Genomic DNA, 19,526 nt, shown 5'->3' with positions numbered 1-19,526 from the left:
AAGTCACGGTGAACGGAATCCGGTAAAACCCTGTCAATTCGCTGTGAGAAGTGTGTGCGGCCCGATCGCGGGGCGACTATTGGTGAGTACGAGATCCGTTGTGGTCGTGCGTCAGCGGCCTGACGGAACGACCGATCTTGTACTGCACCAACCAGTAACGTGGGGAGGTCGTACCAGATGAGGGATAGGAGCCGAGCGATAGATACCACCGATATCGCCATTTCACGCAGCATGTTTCTGCGGGGAGCACTCGGGATCGCAGTGGCTGGTTGGGCATCTGCCAGCGAGTTGCCTGCGCATGCCGACCCTTCACCGTCGTCGGCCGAGTTGGCCGCCGCAGCGGATTGGGATGAGTTGCAGAACCACATCGAGGGCCGCGTGGTGCGGGCCGACGATGCGGATTATGGGATGGCCAAGCAGATCTTCAACACCCGGTTCGACGATGAGACGCCGTCGGCGGTCGTCCAGGTGGCCACCGCGGACGATGTCGCGGCGGCAGTGTCATTCGCGGCGCAGAACAAGTTGCGCCTGGCGGCCCGTTCGGGTGGGCATTCGTACGCGGGGGTGTCTTCCGCGACCGGGGTGATGATCGTTGATCTGCGTGGCTTGACGGGTGTCAGTTATCAGGACGGGACCGCGGTGGTGGCGCCCGCTCTGACATTGAGTGATGTGTACCAGGAGCTCGATCAGTACGGGCAGACCATTCCGGCCGGGATGTGCCCGTCGGTGGGCATTGCCGGGCTCGCACTCGGCGGTGGCCTGGGCTTCGAATCGCGCCGCTACGGCATGACCTGCGACCGGCTCAGCGCGGCGACGCTGGTGCTGCCCGACGGCACGGTCACCGAGGTGTCGGCGACTTCGCGCCCGGATCTGTTCTGGGCGTTGCGAGGTGGTGGGCACTTCCTCGGAATTGTCACGTCCTTCACCTTCAAGACTTGCGAAGCGACCTCGAAAGATGTTGTGGCGCTGACGTTCCCCGGGAACCGGGCGGCGGATGCCATTGCGGGATGGGCGGAATGGGTGCGCGGCGCCGACCACGAGCAGTGGGCCGATATCAGCGTGGACGCCGACGGTCAGGGCGGGCTGCGCTGCTGGGTGCAGCTGGTATGTCCCGCGGGTTCCGGCGCACTTGCCGGTGCGGCGCTGGCGAGCGCGATGCGGATGTTGCCGCTGACGGTGGAGGCTCGCACGCTGTCGCACATGGAGGCGGTCACCTATCTCGCCGGCGGCAGCAATACCGAACCGCGCGCGAGCTTCAACAACGGTTCCGACATCGTCAAGGAGCTGTCCTCCGACGTGATCGCGGTGATCATCGAGGCGATCACCATGTTCTCCCGGGACGGCAATACCGGGTGGGTGCAGATCAATACGCTCGACGGTGCGATCCGCGACACCACACCCGCCGATGCGGCGTTCCCGTGGCGCAATCACGCCGCGATGGTGGAGTGGGGTTGCTACGAACCGACACCGACGGACATAGCACGGGCCTGGGTGCTGGAAGCCCATCAACTCATCAAATCCGCCACCTCCGGCGCCTATGTCAACTACCTCGAGCCCGGCGATCCGGTCGACCGCTATTTCGGAGACAACTTCACCCGGCTCGATGCGATCCGCACCAAACTCGACCCCAACAACCGGATCTACACGGCGCTCGTCAACTGACCTGCGGCCGACCGGTTTCGAGGGGCAACGGCACTCACGTGATTGCCGTTGCCTGCTCGGACCGGTCGACGCCGATCATCCCCGGTAATCGATCCTTGACAGTTAGTGACCGATCGGTTGCAATGTGGGTGTGGGCTATGACACGATCATCAAGGACGGCCGCTGGTTCGACGGCGCCGGATCCCCTTCTGCCATCCGTCATCTCGGTGTGAGTGGGGATCGCGTTGTCGCGGTGTCCGCGGAGCCGCTCGACGAGACCGACTGCCCGAACATCGTCGATGCCGCGGGCAAGTGGGTGATGCCGGGGATGATCGATATGCACACCCATTACGACATCGAGGTTTTGCAGGCGCCGGGGCTGACCGAGTCTGTGCGGCACGGGATTACGACGGTGATCCTCGGCTCGTGTTCGCTGTCGACGGTGCATGCCTCGGCGACCGACGCGGGCGATCTGTTCGGCCGCGTCGAGGCCATTCCGCGGCAGCACGTGATCGCGGCCGTGGAGGGAAAGACCTGGAAGTCGGCACATGAGTATGTCGCCGCCCTCGAAGAGCTCCCGCTCGGGCCCAATCTCGGTGCGATGATCGGGCATTCGGATATTCGGACCGCCCTCATGGGCCTGGATCGGGCCACCCGCAAGCAGGTGCGCCCCACCGCATCCGAGCAGGCGGCGATGGAAGCCGCGCTCACCGAGGCGTTGGACGCGGGGTTCGTGGGGATGTCGGCGCAGCAGTTGCTGTTCGACAAGCTCGACGGTGAAGTAGCCCGCTCCCGGACGCTGCCCTCGACCTACGCCCGGGCGCGGGAACGGCGGCGGCTCAATGCGATTCTGCGGCGGCGCCGGCGCGTGCTGCAGGGCGGGCCGGACGTCACCTCGCCGCGCAGTATCGCCGCGATGACGTTCAGCAGCGTCGGCCTGTTCCGGCGACAGCTGAAGACCACCCTGATCTCGGCCGCCGACCTCAAGGCGAATCCGCTGCTCGTGCACCTGATGGGCGCCATCACCCGGGTCGTGAACGGGCTGGGCGGCGACTTCCGCTGGCAGCATCTGCCGATTCCGTTCGAGGTGTACGCCGACGGCATCGATCTGGTCATCTTCGAGGAGTTCGGTTCCGGCGCGGCCGCACTGCACCTGGCCGATCAGGTGGAGCGCAATGCGCTCATGCGAGATGAGGCGTACCGCAGGCGATTCCGCAGGGATTACGACTCGAAGTTCGGGATCCGGGTCTGGCACCGGGACTTCTTCGACGCCGAGATCGTCGACTGCCCGGATGCGAGTGTCCTCGGCAAGACCTTCGGGCAGGTGGGTGTCGCACGCGGTGGTCTGCATCCGGTCGACGCATTCCTGGACCTCGTCGTGGAGCACGGCACCAAATTGCGCTGGCGCACCACGATTTCCAATCATCGTCCCGAGATGCTCAACAAGCTCAGCGCGCATCCCGGGGTGCAGCTCGGGTTCTCCGATGCCGGTGCGCACCTGCGCAATATGGCCTTCTACAACTTCGGCCTGCGCTTCCTGCACCGGGTGCAGCGCGCGGAACAGGCCGGAACGCCGTTCCTCACACTGGAGCGCGCGGTGCACCGGCTGACCGGTGAGCTCGCCGACTGGTACGGCCTGGACGCCGGTCACCTGCGCGAAGGCGATCGCGCCGATGTGCTCATCGTCGATCCGTCCGGCCTGGACGATTCGCTCGAGGCGTACGCCGAATGCCCTGTGCCCACCTACGGAAACCTGCCACGTATGGTCAATCGCAATGACAGAGCCGTGTCGGCCGTGTTCATCGGTGGTCGGTACGTCTTCGGCGACGGAGTGCCCGCCGAGGTCCTGGGCACCGGCCGGACCGGGCGATTCCTGCGAGCTGGAGGCTAATTGACGACCGCGCGACGAACTCAGGCCGAGCGCCGCGCCGCCACCATCACCAAACTCGTGGCCGCCACCATCGAGGCCATTGCCGAGATCGGCTACCACAACACCTCACTGGGCGAGATCAGCAGTCGTGCCGGGGTTTCCAAGGCCGCCATCTTCCGGCACTTCGAATCCCGGACCGATCTGGTGGTGGCCGCCGCGGACGAGGTTCGCCACCGGCATATGGTCGCGGTCGCGGACCTGCGGCTGCCGGAGAACACCAGCCATCCGGTCGATCTCACCGGGCTCATGCACTTCATCCGCCGCGAGATCCGCGACACCACCAATGTGGTCTGGCTGGAACTGCTCGTCGCCGCCCGCACCGAACCGGAATTGCGCACCCGCCTGGAACCCGTCCTGCGCGGCCTCATGAGCGAGGTCGAGGAGGTCGCGGTGGCCACCCTGAGCCCCGATGTCTCGCCGGAGGTGGCCCGGCTGGTCACCACCTCGCTGCTGCATATGTTCGACGGCGAGGCGATCTTCCGGCACACCTACCCACGGCCAGATCTCGAGGAAGCCCGAATCGACCGGATTGCCGATGCCTTCCGCCAGTTGACGAGCGCCCGCCGCAACTGAGCCGGATTCAGCTGCCGCGCAGCGGGTTCGATCAGCCTGCGGTCCGTGCGCTGTCGAATACTCGCCGGAAGATCTCGTCGGCATGACTGCCCGGTTCCGGCGTCCCCGGCGTGATGTGGAAGGTGCGGCTGCCATCGGGCAGACGTCCGGCGCGCAGGAAAAGGTCGGTCGAGTGGGCGGCTCGGTGACGCTGGTGTGCGAACTCGTACAGGTGGGTGACGAAGACAATCTTCACGCCGGCGTCGACCATGGCTCCGATGAGCGGGGCCGCGATTCGGGAGGCGTCTCGCTCGCTGGTCGAGGCGAACGATTCATTGCACAGCAGCAGGGAGTTCGGGCCGATCCGGTCGACGATGGCGCTCATCCGGATCAGCTCGTCGACAAGTTTGCCGTGTGCCATGGTGCGGTCTTCGTCGGTGACGAAATGGGTGAAAACGCCGTCGCGGATATCGGATTCGAAGCTGTCGGCAATGACGAACATGCCGGCCTGCATCATCAATTGCGCGGCGCCGAGACTGCGCAGGAAGGTGGACTTGCCGCCGTTGTTCGCGCCGGTCACGACAATGAGCGAGCGTGCGTCGGCTGCCACATTGTTGCCGATCACCGCTCGATCGGCGGTCACGGACAAAGTGATATCGCGCAGTCCGATGCAACGAAGTGCTGAAGTACCGGCCGGGTGAATGATCGGAAGGCAGGTCGGCAGTCCCGCCAGTGTCAATCGATCGCGCAGGTTGAGACAGCCGATGTAGAAGCCTAGTTCGGTGCGCAGCCGCTGGAAGAAATCGTGCACGTGGTCGGCGGCATAACTCACGACTTCCGCGATCTCTGTGAGCGCGCGGTCCTTCAGCTGCTTGACGGGGTTCAGGCCGGGATTGGATCTGGCTTCGGGGTCTTCGATGGGCTGGAAGGCCCGGCTGGAACGCCGGTCGAGTCCGAAGCGGCCGCGCCGCGGGCGAATCGGCTCGTGCAGCACGATATTCGTGATCTTATTGCCGGTCCCGAGCCCTGCGCTGAGATGTACGCCGTGCTCGAAATACATTGTGTCCAGCCGTGCTTCGACGGCGTCGAGATAGGCATCGTCGAACTGCTCCGTCACTGTCGCCAATAGGTCGGTGAGGCCAGCCGAGTTGAACAGCGACGCGTGCCGCTCACACAGGGTGCGCAGCCGCCGCACGCAGGCAATGAGATCGGTGAACGGCTGCAGCGCGAGCATGAGTTTGCCGCCTGATCGGCGACCGCCGCCGACCGGCCAGCGCTGGATCCGGGTGGGCTCGACGGAGATTTCGAAGAGTTCGCGAATCACGGCCGGATGGGCGCAGCAGTCGGTCAGCACGGCTTGCCGGTGACGAATCACCTCGGGATCGACAACCGTCGCGGGCAGGATTGCCCGGACCGAATTCAGGACTATCTCGTCCTCGGCTGCCATTGCGGCATACAGCGATTCCATTCCCAGATCACCGAATGCGCGATCGCCGTTGACAGCGATGCTGCGAACCCCGTCGGCCGGATACAGCAGGTTGACTCTCATTGCGCGATCCTTGCTGTGACGAGGTCGTACGTCAGGCCGTATCGCTCGGCGAGCACCACCGCGTGGGCATTGCCGTCGGCCGGTCTGCGTACGATCCGAAACGTGCGCTGCGAGGGGTCGTCCGAGTCGGTGGCGGCGACCATGCTGACCGTGGCCGGTCCCGCGTGGGCGAGTTCGTCGAAGAAGGTCACCCATACGGCAATCGACCCGTGCGCGATGATCTGATCGAGGACTTCGAAGCCGATCTGCACGCCGTCGACAGTGCTCGTCGAGCTGAAGCTTTCGTTCAAAATGATCACACTGTCGGGCGTGGCCTGGTCGAGTGTGTCGCGCATTCGCTCGAGTTCGGCCAGCAGGCGGCCGTCGGAATCGGTGGCCTGTTCCGCGCGTTCGAAATGCGAGCAGATTCGATCCGGTAGTGTGAGCCGGGCCGAGCGGGCCGGAACCGGGCAACCGAGCGCGGCGAGGTAAACGAGTTGCCCGAACATGCGCGCGAATGTGGTCTTCCCGCCCTGATTCGGGCCCGTCACCACCAGTACCCGCTCCGTGCCCGACAGTTCGAAATCGTTGCACACCAAAGGTTGTTCCGTTCGACGCCGACCAGCGAGCGCCAAGTCGAAGGCCTTTACGGCGCGAATGTCATCGGGCGGAACCACCACCTGCGGCAGGCACATCGTCCGGCCGTCGCCGGTGACGCTCCGGGCGAAGTCGAGGTACAGCAGATAGAAGTGAATCTCCCGGTCGAACGTCGCCACCGCTGATTCGATGAAATGCTCGTGTCGTTCCGAGAACTCGGCCAGCCGCCCGAAAGCGCCCGGATGCAGGGCGACAACCCGATCGAGGATCTGCTCCTCCATCTGATTCATATCGGCCCATTCCGGTTCCTGCGGCAGCGGGGGAGGAGCACCGGATCCGAAGCGCGCGAACAGATCCGCGATCGTTGCACTGTAGTTCTGTTCGTCGGTGTCGGCGCCGACTTCGATGGTGTTGTCGACGATCCGGATGCTGTAGCGAACAGTGGCCAATGTTTGCTGTACGTTTCGCACGTCGTTCACCAGACAACCGAAATCAGTTTCCCCGGTGTAGAACTCGACGAAATCGCGCCACTGTACCAACGCCTGTGACGACAGCGGCAACCCGGTCATCGCATCGGCTATCCGCGTGATCGCCATGATGTAGTCCGCGGCCGCGTCGAGCAGCGAGCGCTGTTTCTGAAGTGGATGCGTCAGCCCAGCCGCCCCCGCCAGCCGTCGCCGCACGCGCCGCATTCCTCCGGAAAACTCCACGACTACGGCGCGTACCGCGTCATTTCCCAAGTCGCCGAACACTTCCTGGCGGTAGCGCACCGTATCCCCATCACGAACCGGCCGCCGAAAGAACGACTCAAGTTCGTGTTCGTCCCCATCCCGGAGCACCGCGGCGATCACCTGATCGATATTGAGGTCGGTCAGGGTGTCGCCATCGACGATCACCTCCGCGACCCTCGCCGACCGTTCCGGCCACAGAACACTGCCTGCCCGCATCCCCACCTCCGTAAGCCTGTGCCTCTCTTGCAGATTAGGGAGATACCTAGCCGGTCGTCAAGCTATCATGGTGGAGTGAGCTGTCCCGGACCCCGCGAAGTACCCGACCTGCCCGGCCGCTTCCAGTCGCCCCGACGACTCCGGCGATGAGTCCAGGTCCGCCTCCGCGGCCTCCAGTACAGAATGAAACTAATCAAACCTGGAGAGTGTTAGTTTCAAACTGCAACTCAGCACGACTCATCCGCGAGATCGATGGTGCTCATCGCCTCAGCGCGAGCTGGGTGAACGCCTCGAGCGCATTGTCGATGGGATGCGGCTGCGGTAGGGAGCCGAATCGGTTCCAGCGCTGCAGGTTTACCGCGAGGGACAATTGCCGAATGCCGTCGGCGCTTGTCATCGACAGTGCGCCGCCGCCCCAGACGGAGCCGTCATGGCCCCAGTGGATGCCGTGACCGGGCACCGTCCGCTTGTGCAAGCCGAGGCCGTAGTCGATGGTCTTGCCCTCGAAGGAGATGACCGGAACGGTGCGCTGCATCTGCGTCAGCGACGAACGGCTGATGATTTCGCCGTCCAGCAGCAGGCCGAAGAAGCGGTTGAGGTCCGTGACGGTCGATATCAGCGAAGCCGCGGGCCCCACCCACGACATGTCGTAGACGCTGTAGTCACGCGGTGGGTCGATCATGCCGAACCACACCTCGTAGTGGTGTGAGTGGGGTCCGTTGATATACGGTCCGGTAGGGAGCTCGGTGCCACGCAGGCCGGCGCGCTCGATGATGTTGCGAGTTATGCATTTCTCCGCCGAGGTTCCGCTCACCAATTCCAGAAGTTGGCACAGGAGCAGGTAATTGGTGTTCGAGTAGACTCCCGGCGTCTCACCCGGGGCCCTGGTGGCAGGCGCCGAGACCCCCATCTCGATCAGCTCGGTCGGAGGAAATTTTCTGAACCGGTTGTCGTCGAAGCTCTTCGGTGTCGTTTCGGACAGGGGAGGGGATGCCGCGAGGGACGGGAAGGCCTGCGGAAGATAGTCGGCGAGTCCGCTGGTGTGGTTGAGCAACATCCGGACCGTGATCGCCGCACCTCGTTCTCCGGGAACCAGCCGCGGCAGGTAGTGGCCGATCGGTGTGTCGAGGGCTATTTCGTCATTCTCTACCTGCTGCAGCACAGCGGCGGCGGTGAAGGCCTTGCTGATGCTGCCGACGCGGTGCCGCATATCGGCCGTGACAGGCCGGCGGGTGGCGATATCGGCGAATCCGGCTGCGCTGCGCCAGATTTCACCGTCGTCTCGCACCTCGGCAAAAATTCCGGGCATACCCGCGTGATGGACGGCATCCAGGGCGGTTTGTAGTTTCTCGGGATCGAGGGTGGTGGTCATGAGACCACTATCGAGAGAGCGACCCCGCGCGGTATTGGAAAAATTCTCCCCAGGCACGGTGCCGTTGCCGTGAAATGGCGGGGAGGTACAGCTGCGGCAGCGCCCCCGGCGTGTGATCCGTGAAGATCGACACATCCCGGGACAGATGCGCCTGATCGGTATACCCGCTGTCCACCGCGACGTCGGCAATAGGGCGCCCCGCCAGCAGACCGTCGACCGCGTGCCGGAATCGAACCAGCATCGCCGCCCGCTTGGGCGCCAGCCCGATCTGCGCTTCGAACCGCGCCCCCAGCCGCTTATAGCTCCATCCGAGCGATTCGGCGAGCTCGCCGATCCTCACCTGACCACGGGACGTGAGTATGCGATTCCACCCGGCGAGCACCTCCGGATCAGGTGTCCGCAGCGGCCGCTCGCACTGCGCCAGAAACGTTTTCGTCAATGCGAACCGCTCGTCCCAGGTCCGGCTGTCCGCCAGTTGCTCACGCAACCGCAGAGCTCGCGACCCCCACAGCTCCTCCAGATCGACAACACCCCGCCCCAGATCCGCCGGGGAAACGCCCAACCGCGAATACGCCTGTACCGGCGACAACCGCACCTCGATGCACTCGGCCCGCCGGCAACGAACGCGCATAGCCTCGATGGGAAGCCCGACAACAAACCCGCCGAGTCCCCGCCGCCCCACCGCATCGTCGACGACGACTTCCTGATCCCCGAATCCGATCACCACAGTCACCGCCGCGGTCCCCGCAATCCGAAGGTCCAGCCCACCACCACCCACATCGCGGTAACCGATCATCGCGGCGCCCAGCGGCCCGGCATCGGCCGCGGCCGCGAAATCCCAACCCGCATCAGTCTCGCGGCCGAAGTCCACAGCTCCCACCCGTCCAGGCTACGGACATACGAGCGGCTTCAGCCCAGATAGGGCAGCGCCCGCTGCTCGGCATGATGTCGCAGCCGCAGCCGCACAGTGTCATGAACCGGAAGGTCTGCAACCTCATCCAGCCCCACGAACCGAACCTCGGTCGACTCATCACTCACCGCGACCTGACCCCCACAGACCCGCCCGTAAAACGTGACACTGAACTCCTGCCGAATCTCACCATCGGCATACGCGATGACATGCTCCGGATCGGTGTAAATCCCAAGCAGCCCGGTGATCTCGATATCCAGCCCCGACTCCTCCTTGGTCTCCCGCACCACACACTCCTCGAGCGTCTCCCCGATCTCCATAATTCCCCCCGGCAACGACCAGTTCCCCGAATCCCTTCGCCGCTGCAGAAGAATCGCCCCCTGAGCATCGACAACCAGCGCAGACCCACCCGGCACAAGACTGTTTGCCTTGGGCGCATTGGGATCTCGGTAATAGTCATGCCGTCCGCTCATCGAAAATCTCCTTGAATATAGGGAGTCGTTGTATCCCATATCTGTTCGACCTGATCGGCAAAGGAAGCGAATATCCCGTGTGGAGAAAGGTTTCTCAGGTGTAAGGCGGGGTGCTGATAGCCGCGTGCGTGCACGAGGTAGGGCGTGACGATCATCTGATCGTCGAATCGGAACACCGAGTTGTAAAGATGCATTGTGTGCAACCCGATCGCGCATCCCGGCGTAGCCCTCAGCTGGCCAAGCATGCTCAGCGCGTTGCGGATTCGCCCCGGCAAGGTGCCGTGCATCTGTTCGAGGTTGTCTCGCTCGATTACATGGGTGCAATCCGGGTCAGCGAATGCGAGCCGCACCCGAGCTCCATCGCGGCACTTCGCTGCGATGATGTCGGCCGCGTTGGGGAGCAACTCGAGGACGAAGGGGTACGCGTAGCCGACGAGATCGATCTGCTCTGTCGCTTTGAGGAGAAGTGATATCCACAGCTCGTTCGGCATATCGCTCATCGTCTTCGAAAAGGTGGCTTCGATGTCGTTGACGGAGATGATCTCCGCGCAACTGGCCGAGCACTCTACGCGGTAGTCACCTGCCCGGTCGTCCGCCGCAGGCACTACAGGATGTGGGCAGGGCCGGATCGGTCGAGCACGTCCGTCAACCTCACCCCCTCAAAGCCTGCCCAGATCTTGACGCAGGACACAGTGATGGGTCGTCGCGGCGCCATCGGCCTACATGGACGGCACCGTACTCGTCGAGCAGCCAGCCGGTGCGGGCCGGCCCGCCATGCGGTCGTCGATCCAGCGCAGGGCTGCGGGCGTCCCGGTGATCGCGAGGCTGACGTGGTCGCTCAATTGGTCTCGCATATAGGTGATTTGCGCCCCCGCCGCGCACCACTGTGCCACCGCCTGATCGCTCACCGCGATGTCGACGATTTCGTCGTGCACGGCGTGGTAGTGGAGCATCGGCGCGGTCGGTACTACCGGGCCGAAGTCGAGATCGGCGAACAAGGGCTGTACCTCCTCGAGCAGTTGCGAGAAGGGGATCGTCAGGTAGTCGTCCATACGCAGAAACGGGTACTGGCCCACGTTCGACGTCACGCATTCGCTGTCACCCGCGGCCATCAGGGCCTGCCCGGCGGGCGTCAGATACTTGTCGAATACGGCCGCCAGACGCGGATCGGCGCGCAACATGCCGGGCAGAAGCGCCGGTATGAAACCGGAGAACGGACCGGAATTCAGCGCCTTCAGGTAGCTGCCGAAGTCCGTTCGCCAACCGCCGATGGCAACCCCGGCCAGTCGTAGTTCGGGCGCGTAGATCGGTTGCATCTGCACGGCCGAACTGGTGCCGAGCGACCCGCCGGAGTAGCCCATCGCGGCTACCGGAGTATCGGTGCCGGACAGGCCGAGTGGCGCGAAACCCTCGGCTGCCCGCATGCCGTCGAGCGTGAGGTAACCCGGCTGTCTCGCGGCGATCAACGTCCCTTTCGGCCCCTCCCAATCGGGGATGGAAATCGCGTGACCGGTCGACAAGATCTGGTCGACCGTCATGAGATCCAGACTGGCGTCGTACTTGTTCCGAACCGGTGCTCCTTGCCGGAGTGTGAACGAGGGAGCGCACTGTGGAGCCGAGGCGTCTTCGGCGGCCTGATAGGAGATCAGACCTTTGACCTGCCCGTTTCGCGGGCGCAGCACCGTCGTCACGGTCGCCATGGGGTTCCCGTCGACATCGGTCGTTCGATACAGCAGCTGCCAGGCGTCGGCGTCCTGCGCCTGCGGCCCCATCGAGGCCACCTCGACAGGTCGCGAATTCAGAATGGTGCCAGGAGCCTGCGAGTCCCACCCGGCGGGTGGGGTATAGAACGGGTCGCTCTGCGGAGTCAGCACCGGATCGGCACTGCCGACCGCCGTCGGTGTTCCGGCCAAGCACAACACGGCCGAAGCCGCGATCAGGGCCGAGCGCAGCTGGCTGCGCTTGAATGCCGAACTCTTTGCGCCACAGCTGGATACGGCAGTGTCTACCACTTGACTTCCCCTCCCCGGAGGGGGCGACTCCCTAGGCCCCCAAGATGGCAGTCACGGTACCTCCTCAAACTGGAACAGGTATCAGAAACGGCGGCAAAGATCGCTCGATGACGGTTAGACGTCCGAGGCGGCGACGAGAGTCATTGCGCGGCAGGATCGGTCGATGGCGACGAGTTTGCGAAGGCGTCGTTGACGTGGTCGATCGCGGCCATTTAGGTTTCGGCCCAGGTGCGCAACGCCTCAAAGACACCAGCCGCCAGGGCCGTTGGCACAACGAGCGATACCGCGCCCTCGGTGAAGAACTCGGGCTCACTCTGGCGCACCAAGACAAGATCGGATGGTCGATCACCACCGTGCCGGATCAGACCCGCGAACTTTATCGAGACGAGTTGGACGAGTTGGCGCGGAGACATTCCACAGCATCACGGCACCGAATCATCCTGTGGCGCGCCACCTTCAGCACGTAGGCGTGCCGGAATCTGACCGGTTCAGATAACGCGGTATGCGGCAATTGAGGATTTTGCTGATGGTGTCAGTCGCTCAGGAATCAACAGGACTCGGGGAGGTATCACACTCGAGCTGTGGCGAAAGTGAGTATCTGCCGCCAGGCGGTCGGCTCGCCATGCTGATAGGGTCCGGATTCCAGGGAGGGTACATGGGATCCGATGCACGGCAAGGTGATCCGGTGATCACTGTAGCTTGGCGTATTGCAAAGGCATGGGTCCTCGTAGCACTGGGACTTGTATTGATGATCGGGTTGATTCTGGTCCCGTTCGCGTTCGTGGTGTACGAACTCATGGGCCTGGTGGTAGGCCACATGTCATAGTCACGAATCTGTCGGTAGATGTCATCGGCAATAGCGGACGTCTCGGACGCTCAAACCAGCACGGGCGGTAGATCTTCCACCGCGCCGCGCTGACCGTTCCACTCAGCGCGGTATGCGGCAGAAGAGTGCGTTGGACGAATCGCATTGAGGGCTGCTCATTCGCCCCAGATAGCGACGATGTCCTTGCCTGCATTCTTGGCTTCTCCACAACACCAGACATATTGCTCGACCTCGTTGAGCAATTCCTGATCCAAGGAGTTGACTACAGCAACGTCAGCGGTTTCCCGCTGCGTGACCGTAAGCACGCAGTCCTCATTGCTCCAGTAGCCGCCACCCGCCGGGACATCCAAGGCCCCGATCTCGGGAAGTCCTAGTAAGTATGGGTAACGCTCCAAGATGTCGTACGTTTCGATCGCCAGCGCCATGTCGTCGAAAGCACGATTGACCCGAGATATCCAGCCAGAGTTGAACGTAGGATCGTCGAAGGACTCGCCACCGAGGTGAACGCAGATGTTCTCCACGGCCTCCAGATAGTCGATCGCGTGCTCTTCTTCGAATGGCCCGCCGTCGATGACAGCCCGCAAAGCTTCAATGGCGGACAGTCTTTCGCTCTCTGCCGGGCCATCGAGGCCGAACGGGAGTCCGGCAAGGTGGCGGCGACCGCGTGGAAGAGCTCACTGCTCTTGGATCCGATCGTTGCCTTCAACGCTTCATGATCGACCAGATACAGCCGAATGTTGTAGTTCACGCGGCAGGATAGCGAACCCCGATGACACTGACACCCTGACTATTTCGTGCTGTCGATCGACGGGCCGATCTCACGACGTGCTCGCTCATCGGCATTTTGGTGCTTTGTCCAGCTTGGAGATCCATTCGGTTCGCTAATCGCCCGATTCCGGAGGCAGCCACCCTATCGCCGCTACTGCTTGTCACGCAGAAGTCGTGGCTACGCCGGTGAACTTTGACGCTCGTTGTCGGTGAACTCCGACCGCAGACGGCGCGGCCGAGGTCGGCTTCTCCGAGAATCGAGCTAGCGAACGTGGACACGCACCCAATCAAATACCGGACCATCGACACCGGGGGCCAAGTAGATGGTCCGATACCCCGCCACGCGAGGAGTCCAGACGACAGATTGGCCGACGACGTTGTTGACCGGGTGGACCAGGCCGTCGATCGTAGCGTGGGTGTCCTTGTCCCAGAAGACAACCGATCCATTCCCACGCAGATCCCGCAGTTCGATGTGGTAGGTGGAACCTACCTGCAGATCCTCACCGATAGCGGTGAACAATCCATACTTCGCCTGCAGAAGTGAACTTCTCGTGCAACTTGCGCGTGGATTGTCGAAATCCTGTCGGTGAGGGCGATCGATTGCACGGAAAGTTCACCCTGGATCGCCCGTGACAGCGGTGGTTGCGCCATGGCGAGCCGCTGCGCCGCCCGCCCGAAGTGCAACTCCTCCGCGACGGCGACGAAATAGCGCAGCTCCCACGTCTCCACCGCGTCATCGCATCCAGCGCTGACCGCGACCGATACCCGTGCGGTATCGCCGCCCACCCAGCGGTCTTGGACGCCCCACCCGAGTCCGCACCAAGATCGATGGCGTGAGCAAACAGAAGATCGCGCTGGTGACCGGTGCGAACAAAGGGATCTGATGCGAGATCACGGCGGGGCCTGGGCGCCCTCGGCTGGCGACTCTGCGTGGGCGCGCGGGATCAACAGCGCCGCGATCACCGGCAGCATGCCGCAGACGCCCAGCACGGCCGATCCCCCGACCGTGCGAATCGTCGTGGAAACCAACGCGATCGGGGTCATCCGGGCCCGAGAGCGAGCGCTGACATCGACTGCGGCCGTTAGGTTATCGGGGTTGATCCTCCAACGCCACATGCCGGCTTCGACGCAAACGGTTCCCCGAATATGTAGAAGCTCGAGCATTGATGGCGCGAGCTTCAGAGGGCGTATGGAGTTGCCGCTCATCGGCATTACCGTGCACCCGGAAGCGCTGTCGGCCAACCCGTTTGGACGGCCGACCAACGCCCGGGTCGTCGAAATCCCGCATGTGCTACTGGGATTCGCCGAACACGACCTGTTCATCGGTGTGCCGCTCACAGACACAGGGCGAGGCACGTTCACCCTCAGTGGGCAGCAAGTCACCGATGCGGAGACCCTCGCGGTGCTGAAACTCGAGGAGAATGAAACCGCGATCGTGGTTCCCCGCCGCCAGAGGACGTATTTCGGTGCAGCAGCTTGACATTGCAGAGGTCAACAATCTGATTCGCAGCAGCAAGACCGAGGCGTTTCACCTCGAGTTGCTGGACGACTACGAGTCACCTGGAGGTGATCAGCCGTATCGGAATTGGCTGGCCGGAGGCATCGAGGACGATTACGCCTGGTTCCAGGACTGGCTGAGCCTGGTGCGAGAGATCTCTTCTCGCGGCGCGACGATGCGCCGGGCTCAGGTCGTCACAGTCCCGCTCACCGATTACCAACGGTGGATGCTGGAGATCACCCGGCACAATACTGACGCAGGGGAGGAGATCCGATACCTGCCAAGGCATCTGGCCGACCGCCTCCAGCTCGGTACAGATGACTGGTGGCTGTTGGATGATGCGATCGTATCGTTCACCACGTTCGATCCGGCCGGCAATTGGGTGGGAGGCGCCGTCACGAACGACCCTCGAATTGTGGCCTATTGCCAGGGAATTCGAGATTACGCCTGGGGTTTGGCCGTCCCCTATCTCGACTTCCGCGAGTCGGGGGCGCAGTGACCCACGGCGGTGCCGCGCATGAACAACGGGAAGCTCTCGGGGCCACGTCTCCGGGAGCTTCGCCGTGACGCCGGACTCACCGGGCGCAAGCTGGCGGATTCGGCCGGCTGGCACGAGTCGAAAACCAGTAAGATCGAGTACGGCAAGCAAACTCCGTCAGAGGCGGACCTTCGGGCCTGGTGCACGCTAACTGACAGCCTCGACGAATTCCCGGATCCTCGGCAGATTCATCCGCTTCTACGACATCCCCAATGACATCGAAGAGGGTGTGACGGCGCGGATCGAGCGCCAGCAGGTGCTGTACCGCGGAACCCGCCGCTTCTCGTTCGTGATCGCCGAGCAGGTGCTCCACACGACTGCGGGACAAGACCCGGTGATGGTCGAACAACTCGATCGACTTCTGACGGCCATGGCCTTGCCTCGCGTGCAGTTGGGAATCCTGCCCAGCGCGGCCATCTACGAAGGGCCGGCAACGAACAGCTTTGTCATGTACGACAACAAGTTGGTGATTGTCGAGACAGTCACCGCCGAACTGACAATCACCCAGCCGCGAGAGATCGCGCTGTACGGCAAGCTGTTCGATCTGCTCCGTGCACAGACCAGCTACGGCGAGGCCGCCCGCATTCTGATTCAAAAAGCGATAGCGCAGCGTCGCTGATCCCCTGCGCTCCATAGGTGGTTTGCCATCCGTACCCCGCATTCTGGCTGAGCGATACCTCCGTTCGGCGACCGCTCAGCCGCGGAGCTGGGCTTTGAGGCGGGCGGCTTGGCGGGTGAGGTGGTCGCGTTCGGGGAGGTTGGGGGCTGAGTGGGCGGCTTCGGTGTAAAGGGTTGCGGCGGTTGCTGGGTCGCCGGCGCGTTCGTGGAGGTAGGCGGCGACGGCGGTGTAGCGGGGGAGGGAGGGGTCGAGGGGGGTCAGGGCGGCCAGGCCGGCTTGGGGGCCGTCGGCTTCGCCCACTGCTACGGCGCGGTTGAGGTGGGCTATGGGGTTGCCGGTGAGGCGGAGTAGTTCGTCGTACCACTCGACTATCTGCACCCAGTCGGTTTCGTCGGCCGTCTGGGCGTCGGCGTGGAGGGCGGCTATGGCGGCTTGGGCTTGGAATTCGCCCAATCTGTCTCGGGCCAAGGCTGTTTGGAGGATGTCGATGCCCTCGGCGATCAGGCGGGTGTCCCAGCGGGTGCGGTCCTGTTCGGCCAGGGGGACGAGGCTGGCGTCGGGGCGGGTTCGGGCGGGGCGGCGGGCATGGTGGAGCAGCATCAGTGCGAGTAGGCCCGCGACCTCCTCGTGTTTGGTTTTGCGAGCCAGTTGGCGGGTCAGGCGGATCGCTTCGACGGCGAGGTCGACATCACCGGAGTAGCCCTCGTTGAAGACGAGGTAGAGCACGCGCAGGACGGTGCCGACATCGCCGGGCTGGTCGAAGCGGATGCCTGAGACGGTTCGCTTGGCTCGGCTGATGCGTTGGGCCATAGTCGTTTCCGGCACGAGGTAGGCCTGTGCGATCTGCTTTGTGGTCAGACCGCCTACCGCGCGTAGCGTCAGCGCGACGGCGGAAGCCGGTGTCAGTGACGGATGCGCGCAGAGAAAATACAGCTGGAGTGTGTCGTCCGCTGCTTCGGTCGGGCCGGGAGCTGGTTCGGCCTCGACCCGCAGCTCCCGGTCGCGACGCGCGGCCTCGGAGCGGTGGGCATCGAGGAACTTGCGCCAGGCGACGGTGACCAGCCAGCCCTTCGGATCGGCGGGCTGCTGGTCCGGCCAGGACAGCGCGGCCTGGATGAGTGCTTCCTGCACAGCGTCTTCGGCCGTCGCGAAGTCGACTCCGCGACGCACGAGGACGCCGATCACGGTGGGAGTCAGTTCCCGCAGCAGCAACTCATCCAGCACCTGATCTGCCCCGGCCGGTCCGGTCACTCGGTGATCGTCGGAGCGTGGCCCAGGAACGGGCGCAATTCGAGCCATTCGTGAATCGGCTTCCCGCCCGCGCCCGGAGCCGCCGACAATTCACCGGCCAGCTCGAGCGCCCGCGCGTACGTATCGACGTCGATCACCATCCACCCGGCGATCACGTCCTTGGTCTCGGCGAACGGTCCGTCGGTGACCGGCGGCCGCCCCTCGCCGTCGAAGCGGACGAACGTCCCCTCCGGAGAGAGCGCCTGACTGTCGACGTACTCGCCGGTGTCCTCGAGCCGGGCGGCGAAGTCGTTCATGTACTGCACGTGGGCCGAGATCTCCTCCGGAGTCCACTGATCCATCGGCACATCGTTGATCGCCGCGGGCGCGCCACGGTAGTGCTTGAGCAGCAAGTACTTAGCCATCATTTCTCCTTGATGCGGTACAGCCCATTGCGGCCGCTTCACCTCGGGGACGGAGCCGTGTCCGGGATCTCGACATCCCGTCACGACATTTTCCGGCGATCCTGCAACACAACCCGCTCACGAGCATATGACCACGCCGCGCCATGGCCGCGGCGTCAACCGGCAGCAGCGCCGAACCATTTCGGTAGGTGGTCGAGCAGGTCCTGCTGATCGTCGCCGACCCACGCCACATGGCCGTCCGGCCGCAGCAGCACCGCGGGCACGTCCAGTTCCTCGCTGACATCGATGACACGGTCGACTCGATCCGCCCAGCCCTCCACCGATAGCAACCCGGTCTGGTCGAGCAGCAGTCCGCGACCGTCGTGCAGTAGCTCATACAGGCGACCTCGCTTCAGCGCGATGTCCCGCAGCCGCCGCCCCAGCAGTTCATGCCCCTCACCGAAGTCGTAGCGGATGCCGATCGCGACGATGTTCTCGATCAGATACCGGTTCACCACATCGAAGTCCATCAGCTCCGACAGCAGTCGGCGCACCGCCTGCGCGCCAGGCTCGAGAGACATCAGTTCCATCTGCGCGCGGGTGTTGCTCAGCACGTCGGCGGCGACCGGATGCCGTTCGGCCTGATAGCTGTCCAGCAGCCCGTCCGGCGCCCAGCCATTGATCGCGGCAGCGAGTTTCCAGCCGAGATTGAACGCGTCCTGGATACCGAGATTCAGCCCCTGCCCACCCATCGGCGGGTGCACATGCGCCGCGTCACCGGCCAGCAGCACTCGGCCGACTCGGTATTGCTCGGCCTGGCGGGTGGCATCGCCGAATCGGGACAGCCAGCGCGGTGAGTGCACACCGAAGTCCGTGCCTGCGGTCGCCAGCAGCTGCTGTTTCACCTCGTCCAAAGTCGGTGGGACGCTGCGGTCTTCGGCAACACCGTCGGCGGGCACGACCAGCCGGAAGATTCCGTTCCCGAGCGGCATGGCGCCGAATCGCAACTGCGTCTTGCGGACTTCGGTCATCACGGAAGTCAGCGTTTCCGCCGAGGCGGTGAGCTCCACCTCGCCCAGTAGGGTATCCACTGTGCTGGATTCACCGGGGAATTCGACGCCGAGCAGCTTGCGCACCGTGCTGCGGCCGCCATCGCAACCGACGAGGTAGCGCGAGCGCAACTGGGTGCCGTCAGCCAGTTCGACGGTCACTCCCTCGTCGTCCTGAGTGAACCCGAGTAGTTCACTGCCACTGCGAATTTCGACGCCGACCTCGAGGGCATGTTCGGTCAGCAGTCGGACGGTGACCGGCTGCGGAATGCTGAGGACGTACGCATGCGAGGTGTCCAGCCGCTCGGGTTGCGGCTTGCTGATGCCGGCGAAGAAACCACCGAGCGGGTATTGCTTGCCGAGCGCGAGGAACCGATCCAGCAGACCGCGCTGGTCCATCACCTCGATGGTGCGCGCGTGCATGCCCAGCGCCCGCACAATCTCGGTCGGCTCAGCATCTTTCTCCAGCACGAGCGCCCGCACTCCCTGCAGCCGCAATTCGGTGGCCAGCATCAAGCCGGTCGGCCCGCCACCGGCAATGATCACATCAATCATCAAACCCCCTGTTTCCGCTGGTTATGGCTTCGGCTGGAGATTCTGCAGCACCACCGGGGTCTTGCCGCAAGCCCCCG

21 protein-coding genes and 1 pseudogene are annotated in these 19,526 nt (G+C 63.9%); 10 read left to right on the top strand and 12 right to left on the bottom strand.

The window, feature by feature from the left end:
* Positions 1-261 precede the first annotated feature (261 nt).
* The 3 genes from OG716_RS11460 (at position 262) to OG716_RS11450 (ending at position 4,144) form a co-directional block, all read left to right on the top strand.
* On the top strand, positions 262-1,662 hold the full coding sequence (locus OG716_RS11460) for an FAD-binding protein (RefSeq protein WP_405137614.1): 1,401 nt from the start codon (positions 262-264) through the stop codon (positions 1,660-1,662).
* A gap of 130 nt (positions 1,663-1,792) precedes the next feature.
* The gene (locus OG716_RS11455) at positions 1,793-3,532 is read left to right on the top strand and encodes an amidohydrolase family protein (protein WP_405137613.1); all 1,740 of its coding nucleotides are present in this window, start codon (positions 1,793-1,795) and stop codon (positions 3,530-3,532) included.
* On the top strand, positions 3,533-4,144 hold the full coding sequence (locus OG716_RS11450; protein WP_405137612.1) for a TetR/AcrR family transcriptional regulator: 612 nt from the start codon (positions 3,533-3,535) through the stop codon (positions 4,142-4,144).
* Between the two features lie 31 nt (positions 4,145-4,175).
* On the opposite strand, the gene OG716_RS11445 is transcribed toward OG716_RS11450, so the two are convergent.
* The 7 genes from OG716_RS11445 to OG716_RS11415 form a co-directional block, all read right to left on the bottom strand.
* A complete protein-coding gene (locus tag OG716_RS11445; RefSeq protein WP_405137611.1) occupies positions 4,176-5,672 on the bottom strand; it encodes a MutS-related protein in 1,497 nt (498 codons plus the stop codon).
* Positions 5,669-7,144 carry a MutS-related protein gene (locus OG716_RS11440; RefSeq protein ID WP_405137610.1) on the bottom strand — a complete coding sequence of 492 codons (1,476 nt, stop codon included), beginning with the start codon at positions 7,142-7,144 and terminating at the stop codon, positions 5,669-5,671. The genes OG716_RS11445 and OG716_RS11440 overlap by 4 nt, the downstream gene beginning before the upstream one ends.
* 310 nt (positions 7,145-7,454) lie before the next feature.
* On the bottom strand, positions 7,455-8,567 hold the full coding sequence (locus OG716_RS11435; RefSeq protein WP_405137609.1) for a serine hydrolase domain-containing protein: 1,113 nt from the start codon (positions 8,565-8,567) through the stop codon (positions 7,455-7,457).
* Between the two features lie 7 nt (positions 8,568-8,574).
* Complete coding sequence (locus OG716_RS11430; protein ID WP_405137608.1) at positions 8,575-9,447, bottom strand: helix-turn-helix domain-containing protein; 873 nt, start codon at positions 9,445-9,447, stop codon at positions 8,575-8,577.
* 29 nt (positions 9,448-9,476) lie between these two features.
* Complete coding sequence (locus OG716_RS11425; RefSeq protein WP_405137607.1) at positions 9,477-9,950, bottom strand: NUDIX hydrolase; 474 nt, start codon at positions 9,948-9,950, stop codon at positions 9,477-9,479.
* Positions 9,947-10,555, bottom strand: a complete 609-nt coding sequence (locus OG716_RS11420) for a hypothetical protein (protein WP_405137606.1) — start codon at positions 10,553-10,555, stop codon at positions 9,947-9,949. The genes OG716_RS11425 and OG716_RS11420 overlap by 4 nt, the downstream gene beginning before the upstream one ends.
* 114 nt (positions 10,556-10,669) lie before the next feature.
* The gene (locus tag OG716_RS11415; protein ID WP_405137605.1) at positions 10,670-11,962 is read right to left on the bottom strand and encodes a lipase family protein; all 1,293 of its coding nucleotides are present in this window, start codon (positions 11,960-11,962) and stop codon (positions 10,670-10,672) included.
* A 194-nt stretch (positions 11,963-12,156) separates the two neighbouring features.
* Here OG716_RS11415 and OG716_RS11410 point away from each other — a divergent pair, with 194 nt between their 5' ends.
* A complete protein-coding gene (locus OG716_RS11410) occupies positions 12,157-12,429 on the top strand; it encodes a hypothetical protein (RefSeq protein WP_405137604.1) in 273 nt (90 codons plus the stop codon).
* A 218-nt stretch (positions 12,430-12,647) separates the two neighbouring features.
* Positions 12,648-12,788, top strand: coding sequence for a hypothetical protein (locus OG716_RS11405; RefSeq protein ID WP_405137603.1), 141 nt, complete (start codon positions 12,648-12,650; stop codon positions 12,786-12,788).
* 155 nt (positions 12,789-12,943) lie between these two features.
* Here the strand turns inward: OG716_RS11405 and OG716_RS11400 are convergent, their stop codons facing one another.
* Positions 12,944-13,372, bottom strand: coding sequence for a hypothetical protein (locus OG716_RS11400; protein WP_405137602.1), 429 nt, complete (start codon positions 13,370-13,372; stop codon positions 12,944-12,946).
* A gap of 548 nt (positions 13,373-13,920) precedes the next feature.
* Between OG716_RS11400 and OG716_RS11395 the strand changes: the two genes are divergently transcribed.
* The gene (locus OG716_RS11395) at positions 13,921-14,100 is read left to right on the top strand and encodes a hypothetical protein (protein WP_405140312.1); all 180 of its coding nucleotides are present in this window, start codon (positions 13,921-13,923) and stop codon (positions 14,098-14,100) included.
* A gap of 74 nt (positions 14,101-14,174) precedes the next feature.
* Here OG716_RS11395 and OG716_RS11390 read toward each other — a convergent pair.
* Positions 14,175-14,285, bottom strand: a pseudogene (locus OG716_RS11390) (LysR family transcriptional regulator); the annotation flags it as partial.
* A gap of 154 nt (positions 14,286-14,439) precedes the next feature.
* Here OG716_RS11390 and OG716_RS11385 point away from each other — a divergent pair.
* The 4 genes from OG716_RS11385 to OG716_RS11370 are packed head-to-tail and all read left to right on the top strand — an operon-like array spanning position 14,440 to position 16,211.
* Positions 14,440-15,036, top strand: a complete 597-nt coding sequence (locus OG716_RS11385) for a hypothetical protein (RefSeq protein WP_405137601.1) — start codon at positions 14,440-14,442, stop codon at positions 15,034-15,036.
* Positions 15,023-15,553: a DUF6879 family protein gene (locus OG716_RS11380; RefSeq protein WP_405137600.1), complete on the top strand. Its 531-nt coding sequence runs from the start codon at positions 15,023-15,025 to the stop codon at positions 15,551-15,553. Before OG716_RS11385 ends, OG716_RS11380 begins: the two co-directional genes overlap by 14 nt.
* Before the next feature lie 18 nt (positions 15,554-15,571).
* The gene (locus OG716_RS11375; protein ID WP_405137599.1) at positions 15,572-15,808 is read left to right on the top strand and encodes a helix-turn-helix domain-containing protein; all 237 of its coding nucleotides are present in this window, start codon (positions 15,572-15,574) and stop codon (positions 15,806-15,808) included.
* 13 nt (positions 15,809-15,821) lie between these two features.
* Positions 15,822-16,211, top strand: a complete 390-nt coding sequence (locus tag OG716_RS11370; protein WP_405137598.1) for a Scr1 family TA system antitoxin-like transcriptional regulator — start codon at positions 15,822-15,824, stop codon at positions 16,209-16,211.
* A 75-nt stretch (positions 16,212-16,286) separates the two neighbouring features.
* Here OG716_RS11370 and OG716_RS11365 read toward each other — a convergent pair whose 3' ends face one another.
* From OG716_RS11365 to rox, 3 genes are all read right to left on the bottom strand, one after another.
* Complete coding sequence (locus tag OG716_RS11365) at positions 16,287-17,432, bottom strand: RNA polymerase sigma factor (RefSeq protein WP_405139631.1); 1,146 nt, start codon at positions 17,430-17,432, stop codon at positions 16,287-16,289.
* 26 nt (positions 17,433-17,458) lie between these two features.
* Positions 17,459-17,866, bottom strand: a complete 408-nt coding sequence (locus OG716_RS11360) for a YciI family protein (RefSeq protein ID WP_355127786.1) — start codon at positions 17,864-17,866, stop codon at positions 17,459-17,461.
* 155 nt (positions 17,867-18,021) lie between these two features.
* On the bottom strand, positions 18,022-19,449 hold the full coding sequence (rox, locus tag OG716_RS11355) for a rifampin monooxygenase (protein WP_405137597.1): 1,428 nt from the start codon (positions 19,447-19,449) through the stop codon (positions 18,022-18,024).
* Between the last annotated feature and the right edge of the window lie 77 nt (positions 19,450-19,526).

Origin of the sequence: Nocardia sp. NBC_01388 (genome assembly GCF_045040085.1) — a bacterium.
Lineage (GTDB): Bacteria > Actinomycetota > Actinomycetes > Mycobacteriales > Mycobacteriaceae > Nocardia.
Note: the sequence above shows the minus strand (reverse complement) of the source record. Positions and strands in the feature narration are given on the sequence as shown.

Excerpts from the sequence above, each read along its gene's own strand:
- OG716_RS11445 (WP_405137611.1), bottom strand. The coding sequence starts at position 5,672 with ATGAGAGTCAACCTGCTGTATCCGGCCGACGGGGTTCGCAGCATCGCT.
- OG716_RS11435 (WP_405137609.1), bottom strand. The coding sequence starts at position 8,567 with ATGACCACCACCCTCGATCCCGAGAAACTACAAACCGCCCTGGATGCC.
- OG716_RS11425 (WP_405137607.1), bottom strand. The coding sequence starts at position 9,950 with ATGAGCGGACGGCATGACTATTACCGAGATCCCAATGCGCCCAAGGCA.
- OG716_RS11385 (WP_405137601.1), top strand. The coding sequence starts at position 14,440 with ATGCGAGATCACGGCGGGGCCTGGGCGCCCTCGGCTGGCGACTCTGCG.
- OG716_RS11375 (WP_405137599.1), top strand. The coding sequence starts at position 15,572 with ATGAACAACGGGAAGCTCTCGGGGCCACGTCTCCGGGAGCTTCGCCGT.
- OG716_RS11360 (WP_355127786.1), bottom strand. The coding sequence starts at position 17,866 with ATGGCTAAGTACTTGCTGCTCAAGCACTACCGTGGCGCGCCCGCGGCG.
- rox (WP_405137597.1), bottom strand. The coding sequence starts at position 19,449 with ATGATTGATGTGATCATTGCCGGTGGCGGGCCGACCGGCTTGATGCTG.